Annotated in this window: 13 protein-coding genes; 3 read left to right on the forward strand and 10 right to left on the reverse strand. The window is 40.0% G+C overall.

The genetic code is table 11. The annotated features are described in order from the left end of the window. Positions 1-113 precede the first annotated feature (113 nt). Entirely contained in the window at positions 114-509 is a 396-nt protein-coding gene (mutT, locus tag AMD01_RS17665; protein ID WP_053402875.1) for an 8-oxo-dGTP diphosphatase MutT, read from the reverse strand. 177 nt (positions 510-686) lie between these two features. Between mutT and AMD01_RS17670 the strand changes: the two genes are divergently transcribed. Beyond that, a complete protein-coding gene (locus AMD01_RS17670) occupies positions 687-1103 on the forward strand; it encodes a hypothetical protein (RefSeq protein ID WP_053402770.1) in 417 nt (138 codons plus the stop codon). A 219-nt stretch (positions 1104-1322) separates the two neighbouring features. On the opposite strand, the gene AMD01_RS17675 is transcribed toward AMD01_RS17670, so the two are convergent. The 8 genes from AMD01_RS17675 to AMD01_RS17710 all read right to left on the reverse strand — a co-directional run bounded on the left by AMD01_RS17675 (position 1323) and on the right by AMD01_RS17710 (position 8863). Continuing rightward, positions 1323-1745 carry a hypothetical protein gene (locus tag AMD01_RS17675; protein WP_053402771.1) on the reverse strand — a complete coding sequence of 141 codons (423 nt, stop codon included), beginning with the start codon at positions 1743-1745 and terminating at the stop codon, positions 1323-1325. 74 nt (positions 1746-1819) lie between these two features. Next, positions 1820-2464 (reverse strand): TetR/AcrR family transcriptional regulator, encoded by a 645-nt coding sequence (locus tag AMD01_RS17680; protein WP_053402772.1) that lies wholly within the window; start codon positions 2462-2464, stop codon positions 1820-1822. Between the two features lie 164 nt (positions 2465-2628). Next, on the reverse strand, positions 2629-3336 hold the full coding sequence (locus AMD01_RS17685; RefSeq protein WP_053402773.1) for a DUF554 domain-containing protein: 708 nt from the start codon (positions 3334-3336) through the stop codon (positions 2629-2631). A gap of 58 nt (positions 3337-3394) precedes the next feature. Beyond that, on the reverse strand, positions 3395-4840 hold the full coding sequence (locus tag AMD01_RS17690; RefSeq protein ID WP_053402774.1) for a glycosyltransferase family 2 protein: 1446 nt from the start codon (positions 4838-4840) through the stop codon (positions 3395-3397). Between the two features lie 74 nt (positions 4841-4914). Further along, positions 4915-6465, reverse strand: a complete 1551-nt coding sequence (locus tag AMD01_RS17695; protein ID WP_053402775.1) for a glycosyltransferase family 2 protein — start codon at positions 6463-6465, stop codon at positions 4915-4917. 3 nt (positions 6466-6468) lie between these two features. After that, positions 6469-6675, reverse strand: coding sequence for a hypothetical protein (locus AMD01_RS17700; protein ID WP_053402776.1), 207 nt, complete (start codon positions 6673-6675; stop codon positions 6469-6471). Positions 6676-6688: 13 nt separating this feature from the next. Beyond that, complete coding sequence (locus tag AMD01_RS17705; RefSeq protein ID WP_053402777.1) at positions 6689-7042, reverse strand: preprotein translocase subunit YajC; 354 nt, start codon at positions 7040-7042, stop codon at positions 6689-6691. Between the two features lie 174 nt (positions 7043-7216). Next, positions 7217-8863: a M4 family metallopeptidase gene (locus AMD01_RS17710; protein ID WP_053402778.1), complete on the reverse strand. Its 1647-nt coding sequence runs from the start codon at positions 8861-8863 to the stop codon at positions 7217-7219. Between the two features lie 390 nt (positions 8864-9253). Here AMD01_RS17710 and AMD01_RS17715 point away from each other — a divergent pair, with 390 nt between their 5' ends. Together AMD01_RS17715 and AMD01_RS17720 are read left to right on the forward strand one after the other, a co-directional pair. Beyond that, positions 9254-9844 carry a TetR family transcriptional regulator C-terminal domain-containing protein gene (locus AMD01_RS17715; RefSeq protein ID WP_053402779.1) on the forward strand — a complete coding sequence of 197 codons (591 nt, stop codon included), beginning with the start codon at positions 9254-9256 and terminating at the stop codon, positions 9842-9844. Positions 9845-9972: 128 nt separating this feature from the next. Next, positions 9973-10986, forward strand: a complete 1014-nt coding sequence (locus AMD01_RS17720) for an AI-2E family transporter (RefSeq protein ID WP_053402780.1) — start codon at positions 9973-9975, stop codon at positions 10984-10986. A 45-nt stretch (positions 10987-11031) separates the two neighbouring features. On the opposite strand, the gene AMD01_RS17725 is transcribed toward AMD01_RS17720, so the two are convergent. After that, positions 11032-11529 (reverse strand): DinB family protein, encoded by a 498-nt coding sequence (locus AMD01_RS17725; RefSeq protein WP_053402781.1) that lies wholly within the window; start codon positions 11527-11529, stop codon positions 11032-11034. Between the last annotated feature and the right edge of the window lie 125 nt (positions 11530-11654).

The raw sequence follows: 11654 nt of genomic DNA on the forward strand, positions 1-11654 counted from the left end.
CAACCTTCAACTCCTACTTCCATTCGCTCGCTAATTTCAGAGAGCCGCATGTACACATTGTATCACATGTGGCCTGCATTCAGACAGTATGACAAGGAAGAGTGAAGAAAGAATTAGCCACGACCGAGCAACTTATGAATCGTCGGAACATCTGCCGGTGCCCACTCTAACCGTTCTAATTCACTAGGAGAAACCCACTTTAGCTCTGCATGCTCTTTTGCTTGTGGCGTTCCTTCGATAATCTTCGTTCGATATGTAAGTAATTGAACAATTACTGCCGGATATTCATGCACAACATCCTCAATCATCTCCTGCACCTCAACCGTGCATCCGAGCTCTTCTTTTATCTCACGCATAAGAGATTGTTCAGGCGTTTCTCCTTGTTCAATCTTCCCCCCGGGAAACTCCCATAAGTTTGGAAGGCTCATCTCCGCCGAGCGGAGCGCACATAGAATATCGCCCTCGCCATTTACCGTGACGGCCCCTACAACTTTTATTTGCTTCTTCATCATTTCTCACCCTTTCCTTACGTATATCCTTAATCTATCATAACGCTGCACTATTTCAATCGTCTTTTTCATTTCTCAATTTATAAAAATGAAACCTTTTACAAATTAAGAACGTATACTTAGCAAAACTTACATATATAACCAGTTGTATAAACCATTAAAAAAGGAGAAATCAGCATGCACAGTATTTGGTGGTTAGTAGCTTCTCTCATCCTACTAGTAATCATTCCATTTTCGTTAAAGCAAGATATAAAGAAAGGAAAAAAGCGAACCGATTTATTTATTAATAATTGTTCGCTCGCGGTCGTTTTTTTAGTAACCATCGCGCAGTTTTTCCGCTCGATTTTATCAAGCCAACACATGCACTTTTTTGATCAACTTTTATTGTTGACCATCGTATTTTTTGTGGTGCTTCCTCTCGTCGGCATCTTAATCTTCCGTATCAAAGAGGATATAAAAAAATGGCAAAATCCCCGTGAGTACAAGTTTTATTTTTTGTATAAACTCCGGTACGCTCTCATTGCCACGCTTGCCGTTATGGTAGCCATTACGGGATATCGCTTTTACGTCATTTTCAAAGTCGTATTCGCATAGTGATAGGAGTGATTTCAGTGGATAATAAAATCGTGATGACTCTTATTCTCTTAGTAATAGGAGCTGTGATTACCTTATTAATGGGGAACAAAAACACGGCAAAAAAAAAAAGATTTCATTTATTTGGCTCATGATCGCCATCGTATTGTTTCTCATGTGGTTATTTACATTGTGACAGCCTCTAAAAAGTTCAGAATCACTGATTTTGAACTTTTTACGTTAGTCTTCACACAGATGCTCACCTCGATATGCTTCATACCCTCCTCCTGGAAGACCTATGACAGAAAAATCATTCGCTCCAAAGAGCTCCCACCCTTCAAAGCAGTAGCTATCTTGAAAAACTTCTAGGACGCAATCGTTTGAAAACTGGACACATAAAAGGTCAAATTCTTCATGCAACGAAACACCTTTTATTCGCTGAGCGACCAACAAGTCTTTTAACTGCTGAAGCGCTTCTTTCCTTGAGCGTGCGTGATGAAAGTCATGATGTCCTACCATAATTCTCCCTTTTCTTCTAATTCGCCATGAGCATTCTACGCACATTCCACCGTCCGTAAATGTAAAACGAAGTGGAAAAGGAGTTCCGTTTTCAATGGTGGTTAATTCCTGATTAATAAAATATGAGAAATTGATATTCGGCATTTTCATGTCTCCTACTATGTAAAAAATAAATACATGTTCCTTATCGTTTGATAAGCTATATACATGGAGAGCTGTTAACTCTCGTTATTTGGTGTTGGTCGCGATTCTGATGATACACCGTAGAGAATAAAGGTAGCCAAAAATGTGGCTCGCTCGCTTAACTCTTTCCGGCTGCACGGCCTCTGATCTCTTTGGCCAAGCACATTCATTAACAGAAATGAGTAACGTTCGGCGTCTATTTTATTATTTCCTTCCGAATAGATCGCTCCCTTTTTAATCCCTTCCTCAAACAAAGAAGCAATCGGACGCTGACAAGCGCTACGCCACCATTCTTGAATGGTCTCATGATGTTCCTCAGCTACCTCATGCTCAATATCATGAAAAAGCTGATGCAAATTAAACGGATATCGCTCAAGTAAGAAATAAATAATGCGTGCTAACGATTCTTTCATTTCATCACAGCTTTGAACGATATGTTGCAACGATGTTTTCATTTCTAAGAGGTCGTTACGAAGCATTTCTAAATAAATTGACTGTTTATTAGGAAAGTGATGATAAAGCGCAGGTTGCGTGATGCCACAAGACTCTGCAATTTTCCTAGTCGATACCGCACGATATCCGTACTCCATAAACAGTGCGCGTGCTGTTTTAATAATTACTTTTCGTGTTTCAATTCCATTTTCTGCTCCCGACTGGCTAGAGCGCTTTCCCTTGACCATGTTCATTCTCCCCTACGTTTCAAACTTATCGAATGATAAGTTACTATAATGCCTATGCATTGTCCATTTTAAATATGCTACGTCGCACCACCTGTTACCGAACCTTTCCCTCTTTGCAATCAGCCTAAACCACAAAATAAAAAAGACCTCTAAAATGAGGTCTTCTACATCCATGTTTGAAGCGCAACAGTTAGAACAATGGTTAGAAGAATAGCCGGAAGTAAATTTGCAACTTTCACTTTGGTGATCCCCATCAAATTCAATCCAATTCCTAAAATCATGACGCCTCCTGTTGCCGTCATTTCCGCAATTAATTCAGTCATAAGGGTAGGAGAAATCATTTGGTTAATCTGAGCGGCAAATAATGCAATAGTTCCTTGATAGAGAACAACTGGAATAGCGGAAAAAATGACGCCAAGACCGAGTGTCGTACTTAAAAGTAGCGAAATAAATCCATCCATTACAGCTTTTGTATACAGTACATTATGATTACCTCGAATCCCGCTATCTAGTGCACCTATAATGGCCATCGCTCCAACGACGAAAATTAACGTCGCCGTTACGAACCCCTCTGCTATTTTACTTTCCCCGTTTTTAGCGCCTACTTTACGCTCAATCCATGCCCCTAGTTTGGTAAGGTTTTCTTCAATCTTAAGCCATTCTCCAATCACTCCACCGAGTACTAAGCTTAAAATAACGAGCAAAAATTGATTGCTTTTTAATCCCATCTGTACACCTAACACAACAATTGCAAGACCAATTGCCTGCATGACCGTTGCTTTCATACTCTCAGGAATCCTTCGGCACAAATTGCCAAGGAGCGTCCCTAAGACAATTCCTAATCCGTTTACAAGCGTTCCAAGAAGCACCATCTAGCATCCTCACTTTTCCTTATACATATACGTTTTATCATACTACTAAACGAAATATTTAGAAATATCTTTTTCGATAGAAGTGAGTGCTAGATTGATCCCATCCCTCTGTAAGGAGATGATGAAAAGCTTCTATATAATCCCCTATGATGAGCTCACCGGTCCTTGCTAAGCCGTCTGCTACTTGATTTTCCCCAGGACGAATTCGATTCAACGGATTAATATCGACCGAATGAACTGCTTCAATGTGAAATCCATTTTTCGCTGCTATCGCCTGTGCAAGCGGGGGTACCATAAAGTCCTCTTCCCGACAATACTTAAGAATACGACGATTCATCGCATGAGGAACAGCCGTGAGAGAGGAAATTCCCAAATGCTTGTGATTAATAAACAAGTTAAATATCTGTTTAATAGATGTCACAGGATGACTAACATTAGAAGACAGCTTTAAATCATTAAGAGCCATGTCTACGCCGGACTCAACAGCCTTCACAAATGGAAATAAATCCTGTGCCAATACTAAAAAATCTCCGTCTACAAATAGAAGGATGTCACCTGTTGCATACTTAATGCCTATACTTCTTCCTACGTCATGCCCGAGTGCGTGCTCATACTTGACAACGGTGACCTCTTCCTTAGCCGCTAAGGAATAAGTTTGGTCTGTTGAACCGTTAACAACGACAATAATTTCGTATGGACAAAGCTTTTTTACTTCCCTTATCACTTGTTGAATCGTTCCTTGTTCATTTTTTACAGGAATAATGACGGACAGCTTTTGATCGCCATAATATGATTCACCCTTTTTATAGATTCCTTCTCTTACAGAGTATGCCCCTTGCTCATGAACCTGCAACAGGCGCCCACCATCAGAATAGCCCCCCCGTTTCCCTTTCTTATAAAGCCTCTCCTGTAAAAAAGCAAGCAGGTGGGTGAGCTTTCGTTTTTCTTCATACGTAAGCATAGATCCGAAAGCACTATAAAAAGCTGGGATAAATGGCTTCTCATACGAAACGTGATGATAATGGTGAATACGGTAATTTAAAGCGACTACCTGACGAAAGACAGAAAGGGGATTATCTATTATTCGATCTGCGACAGTTTGAGCAAGTTCTCTCGTACAGGCTACCGGAAAATCCAAATATGGAGAAATAGGTAGAAAAGGAAGTGACGTCCATTCATAGTATACGCTTGCCCACACATCTAGAGATGTAGCGCTTTTTAGGCGATTACATGTTATATCACATTGACCATAGCAAATGCTATTGAGAAAGAGAGAAAGCTCCCGAAGAGAATAGCTACCATCTCCATTTAAAAATAGGAGGACCTCTGCATTAATCAAATGAATCGCTGCTTCTACTGTTGGAGACCAGTGACATTCCTTTGGAGACTGCTGTTCACTGTGGCTGATACACCACATTTCCACAGGGGCTAGATGTTGAATGACCGGTAGCAAATTTGGGTGTACACTTCTCTCTGTTACTAGTAAAATCGCTACGCTTTTCATGCTACCATCTCCTTTTTCAAAAAATACTTCCCCTCTTTTTAAAGAAAAAAAGAATCAGCCTTTAATTAACAGACTCATTCATTCGTAAGATTTTCTTGATTAGTGTTGTTTTCGTTAAGAAATTCCTCAAGCAAATCCAAACGACGAGGTTTTCGAGGAAATCCCCCTCTGTGATCGGTTAATTCTAGTAGCAGTGCGAGTGCTTCTATATGATCGCCTAAAATACGCTCAGTTGATTTTGCTATGCCGTTGACCTTTATGTGATCACGGCGAATACGATTGGTTCGAGCTACATCTACAAAATGTACTTGTTCTACCTTACACCCATTTTTAATTGCCAATACGTGCGCAAGTGGAGGAACCATAAGGGAATCATAGCCAATCTTTTCTAATGCCTCTCGCCGAATGGCATGAGGAACGGCAGTCAACGTATTAATGGTCAAATCGGGACGCTTCAGCGCAATATTTAAAAAATATTTTGCTGCGCTAACTGAATGAAGTGGATACACTTGATCAAGCAAGCAGGACAGATCGTTTAACGCAACGTCCACTCCCTGCTCAGCCGCTTTTATATAAGGCAGAAGATCTTCCGATTGAATGACGATATCACCGTCAATAAATAAGCAGACGTCTCCACTGCTACACATCGCTCCGATAGCCCGGGGAATATTGTGTCCAAGCGCTTCCGAAAATTCAATGACAACGACGTTTTGACTTTTAGCTATTTGCACCGTTTCATCATCTGATCCGTTTGCAATGACGATAATTTCTTCAACCCCAGCTTTTTTCACTTCCGTAATGACAGCTTCTATCGTTTCTTTCTCCTCGCCAACGGGAATAATGGCGCTGCACGCTATTTTCTCTGGCCGCTTCGGTAAATAAACTTTTGGATATAATCGATTTCGCTCCGCGTCCGTAAGCCCGCCACGTACTCCCTTCTTCTCGATTAGATGATGAATGGCTAACATATGATCGCCAATAATTTCACTTGTGGATAGTGGAAAAGGAGAGTTCTCAATTTTCTCTTGATGCGCTTCTCTCGCCTTGTTTGTGTAAATAACATCCACTACAGCAGGAGCCACAATAGACATTCCTGCTAATATTGCTTCAACTTGAGCCAGCGGGGGCTCAGCATGCAACGCATAGCCTAGCGTTTCGGCCGCTGTGCGCTTCATAGCAAAAGGAACGGCGGTCAACGCTTGTACACTCATCTGCTCTTGTTTCATAAATAGGTTTAGTGCATATTTTGCTACAGCAACTGGGTGAGGCCTCACTTTTCTCTTTAACGTCCACGATAAATCATTTAGCGCAATATCGTGCCCTTCATCAATCGCTTCAATAAATGGCAATAATTCTTTATGTGGAACAGGAATATCACCGTCCAAAAAAAGAAGCACCTCTCCTATCGCTGCTTTTGCTCCCATGGATCTTCCAATATTTAACCCTAGCTTTTCTGCATATTCAATGACCTTGCAGCCATACTTTTCTGCTACTTGTTTCGTATTATCCGTTGATCCATTTACCACAACAATGATTTCTAAAGGATGTAATTTTTGCACCTCATCTAAGATAAGCGGTAACGTATCTTCTTCATTACAGGCTGGGATGATAACGGATAGATTCATGGTTCAGACTCCTCCGTCTGTTAACACACGAACGTATGAAATAACCGGCAATAGTACGTTGACATTTTTCGGCGGTCCGTAGTCATCCCCTGGTGTTTGCACAACGATCGTACTACTCGTCACCGCTAGCAATGTCCCTTTTACCAAATCAAGCGGCGTCACAACTTCTACGGAAAATCCAACATAACTACGTAACGTATCTTCTATCATTTTGTTTCCCTCCTTATTCATTCGCCTCTTGAATGGTTAGTACACTCGTAAATGGAACAATTAATACAGAAGTAGCGGACTCTTCTAATAATAGGTAATCGTCTCCAACCTCTTTTACGACGCCTTGTATTCCACCACCTGTTGTCACAACCTCTACACGATCACCTAAGTATTGCTCGGCAATTTCTTTAAATGGTGAAGATTGTGAAGCTTTTATCACATCTAGTAAATACGTTTTAAATGATTCTGAATAGACAACATCTTCAACCGCCTTTTGCGTACGTTCCTCAATAAAATCGCCAAATCGGTTTGAAAATAGTAGTTTTTCGAATCTATGAAAAAGTGCTTTACACCAACAAAAAAACATAAATGTACCCCCTCTAGCTTCTTCTCTATCGTTTTGCAGCCATAAAAAGAGCCACTGTATAATATATACAATGGCAATAGAGGTGGTGATAGATCAAAAGGCGTACAAAAAGACTATTTTTATCGATTAAATCTAATAGATTTAGTACTTACTTTGATCGGCTTTTTTGTAAAATTACTGAACGCCTACCGCTTGATAGGCATCTTCAACCGCTTTTACTTCTTTTGAATCTTTTCCATATAGATCACGAGCAGCTTGAATAGCCGCCTGACGCATCGCACTAAAATTAGAAGTGGCCGTTAGGTATTTCGTAAGCGCTCGATAATAGATTTGCTCGGTTTCTTCTCTTCCTATTCCCTGTGTGGTTACTCCATAATGAGTGCCACCTTCAGAAATCAAGTAAGCTGCTTTGTTGTTAATACTAGAATTAATGTGCACGCCCCCGTTGTCTTCTTCTCCTGTGTATCGCTTACTATAGTGATCAGGATAACCCTCTTTCGGATTTAGAGGATTGGGGATAGACGCTGGATCTTTTAACGAACGCAGGCCCTGCGCTTTCTCACCTTGCACGTATATGTCTTCACCGATTTCCCAGTCATCTCGATCGACCATTGCGCCCATAATATCAGACATGGATTCGTTAAGCGCTCCAGATTCTCCTTGATAGTCTAAGTTCGCTGTTTTTTCTGTTACAGCATGCGTCAATTCATGAGCAATCACATCAAGTGCCCCTGAGAACGGACGGAATGTTTCCCCGTCTCCGTCACCATAAATCATCTGTTTTCCGTTCCATGCTGCGTTGTTCCACTCTTTTCCCACATGAACAGACGAAATGATTTTTGCGCCTTTTCCATCGTACGAATTGAGTCCAAACGTCTTTTTATAATAGTCATAAACCGTTTCCGCATTCACATGGGCATCGACTGCCGTTGGATCTGTAAACGTGGGAGACTTTTCACGAATTTCTAATCCCGTCACTCCAAATAATTGAGATAATAACGAAAACAGTATGTAATTGACATGCTTCGCATCGACCGTGTTAATTCCATTTCCACGCGTCTCATCTGCTAGATAGTAGTATCCGTTCTTTTTTGCCACTTCAAATGTTTTCACTTCACCTGTCAAGTTCTTGCCTGTTCCTTGCACTTGATCAATGGCGTTAAATTTATTAATAATCTTCCCTGTATGAGCGTCAACAAAATAGTGCCAGTAGCTTGGCTCTGGATCAACAGTAGAAGCTTTTATCGCATAGGCCAAATAGTCCTTTCCTTTATATGGATAGATGTATAATTCGTGTTCAATGTCTCCATCGTAATGCTCTACCTTACCTATTTGTTTTTCAATATCGAGCTTCGCTATCTTTACGGCCTTCGTAGCTGTAAGTGACGGCTTCGTCTTTACAGAACGCTGCTCACTCTCTGGAACAACCGCTCCCATAAATGACTTCACGTTGTTCTCTTGATCTAACGATACAGTTTGACTCGTGCCATAAACCGGTACATTCGAATAGGTTTGGACTAAACGAAAATGTCGAGTTTTTGTTTTTTGATCAAATTCTTCCTTTAGTATCTTAAATGAGTTTTTAGCACTGCTCGTAATCTTAAATTCTTGGCGTTTGCTTGATAGGTAGTGATATACGAGTTCCTTTTTACTCGTTAACTGCTTTAAATAGTCGGGAGCCTTCCATGTTTCAATTAAATAAGTAGGAGTTTTATAGTGAGGATCAACTGCTTTTGTGGAAGCAAAAACAGAGCTTGCTGTACCTGTAATTACCCCTGTTGCTAATGTAATAGAGGCGATGACCTTCATCTTTTTCTTCATACGCATACTCTCCTTTGAAATTAATCATGCTCATAGAACAAGTTAAAATGGTTTTTTACCACTTTTATACAAGTCTACCATATTATGAAGTTGCAAGAGACCGCAGTGTCATCGCTACCATTCTATTAAGCTGCAACTAACATCCTACTTCAAGTCGTTTTAACCAGAAAGAACAGGTGATAAAAGAAGGATATTAGATCTTCATTCTACTTTTATTTTATTGTCTCATTGATCAATATAGGTTTTTTTACTTATTTTCCCTTTATCACTCATAAAGATTGAAAAGACCGCAATTTCAGTGCTTATTCCATATAAAATGATTGCAGAAAGCGGAAAAAAGGCTTATAATTTTTACAAACCGAACGTTCAGTTTAGAATGAGGTGCAATGAATGAATAAGAAGCAACAGGCCAGTGAGCAAACAAAAAAGCTCATTCTCGATAAAGCAACCATCCTCTTTAGCGAACGTGGCTACGCATCTACATCAATTGAAGATATTGTGTCATCTACAGGAGTCAGCAAAGGAAATATTTACTACCATTTTGGCAACAAAGAAAACCTATTTTTAAACTTGTTGAACGATTGGCACACGCATTGGCAAGAACAGTGGGAAAGCAAGGTATCTTCTTTCCGTACTTGCACGGATAAGCTGTATGGCCTAGCCGAACATACTGTACTTCATGATTTCAAACACCCTCTCACAAAAGCGATGGAAGAATTTTGGACGAGTTCCTTCGTAAAAGTGGAGGTACGAAATCAAGTTGATGCTTTAATGAAGCACCACTTGAGGCTATATGAGCAGATTTTAGAAGAAGGCATGCAAAACAATGAGTTTAAGCAAAGAGATTTACTTATCTTAAGTATGATTTTAGAAGGACTGCTTTCAGGAATCGGTTTATTCGCGTACAAGCTAAGTACGGAGCAAGCCCTCACCTTATATAAAGAAGCAATTCATACTTTGTTAGAAGGCATTTCCGTCTAACATATAGACAAGGTCTTTTAACATATACTAAACAAATGATATCGTGCTGACTGATCATCGTTTGATTGAATACGTACGTCGTCTTATTGTAAAAAGCGTCACATAGGTGGATTGGAGAGAGGAAATATATGTCAATCTTTCGAAACTTAACACAGAACAAAGGGTTCATACGAATCTTAACACTCGTTCTGCTTGTTTTTATTTTGTTCCTTATTAGAAGCTTGCTTCATTTGGTACTCTTTACGTTTTTACTTACCTTTTTAATGGGCAAACTTCAGCAGTTTATTACACGTCATCTGCGGAAATTTGTACCGATTAGCCCTTCAGTTGTTGTACTCGCATTATACATTCTCATTATTTTTGCTTTTGGATTAACGATCTACCTATACATACCAGTTATTAATACACAAATTCATGAGCTTGTATCTCATATTATGAAGTTCTATAAAAACCCACCTACTAATCCTGTCGTAACGTTTATCGTAGATGGTTCCAAGAAAATTGTGTCTCCTGAAGACATTCAAAAAAATCTAGATTTTGTCTATCAGTACTTAACAAATATTTGGACGATTAGCTTGCAAGTGCTTCTTGCGATTTTACTCAGCTTGTTTTTCCTTTTAGAAAAATCGCGCATTATTAACTTCACGTCAAAGTTCAAACATAGTAAGCTTGGCTGGTTCTTTAGTGAAGTAGAGTATTTTGGACAAAAATTTATTGGTTCTTTCGGAGCTGTCATTGAAGTTCAATTTTTAATTGCGCTGATCAATTCCATTTTGTCTGTCATTGCACTATGGATTTTAGGATTCCCACAGCTCGTTGGACTAGGAATTATGATTTTCTTGCTTGGCCTCATTCCAGTAGCAGGGGTATTTGTATCACTCATTCCGCTCTGCACGATTGCTTATACAATCGGAGGACCGATCAAGGTCGTTTCCGTTCTCGTTATGATTGCCGTCCTTCATGCGTTGGAAAGCTATGTATTGAATCCAAAATTAATGTCTGCTAAAACGAATTTACCGATTTTCTATACGTTTATTATTCTCATTTTCTCGGAGCATTTTTTAGGAATTTGGGGCCTCATTCTTGGTGTTCCCATCTTCATGTTCTTCTTAGATTTATTAGGTGTGAAACGCAAAGAATGAAAAAAAGAGCTAGAAAGGTACAAAACCTTTCTAGCTCTTTTTATATTACGCTGGATAGCCGCCTGTTGGTGGTGGCCATGCTTTGTTTAAACGTCTCATGAGAACAATTTCTCCTAAGTGATAGCTATTATGAGAAGCGATGTTACGCAGTAGGCCACCAGGTGTTTCACTTGGCCATACGGCAAGCGGCTGGTCAATCGCTAGCGTTTCCGCTAACTCACACGCTTCATCAATTCCATCACAAAAGTGCTGAATCGTTGCTTTCCACTCTTCTTCATCTGCAGGAGATGCCTCTTTAGGCCAGCTCTCACTCGCACTTTTTGGTCGTTCAGGCGTTTCTCCTTTAGCAAACGCTAACAAGAAATCTTGCCAGTAGCTCATATGCTTCACAAGCTGATAAATAGAATACGGAATTTCTTCTCGTGTATGTGAAGCAAGATCGACTGTAAGATCAGTGATGGCATTGATCGTTGGAAGGTGACCCCTTTCTCCTCGTAATGATTTTACAAGTGCATCGCGAAATGCTGTATTTGTTTGCGTCATTTTGCTCTCAGCCCTTCTTTTTTCAATGTAGTAAGCTGTTAACAGTCTAGCACAAATGCTTGCAACATATGTATTACTATGCTTATAAAAACAAAAAAGACAGGTAACAAACACCTGTCTTTTTT

The organism is Priestia koreensis (assembly GCF_001274935.1).
GTDB classification, from domain to species: domain Bacteria; phylum Bacillota; class Bacilli; order Bacillales; family Bacillaceae_H; genus Bacillus_AG; species Bacillus_AG koreensis.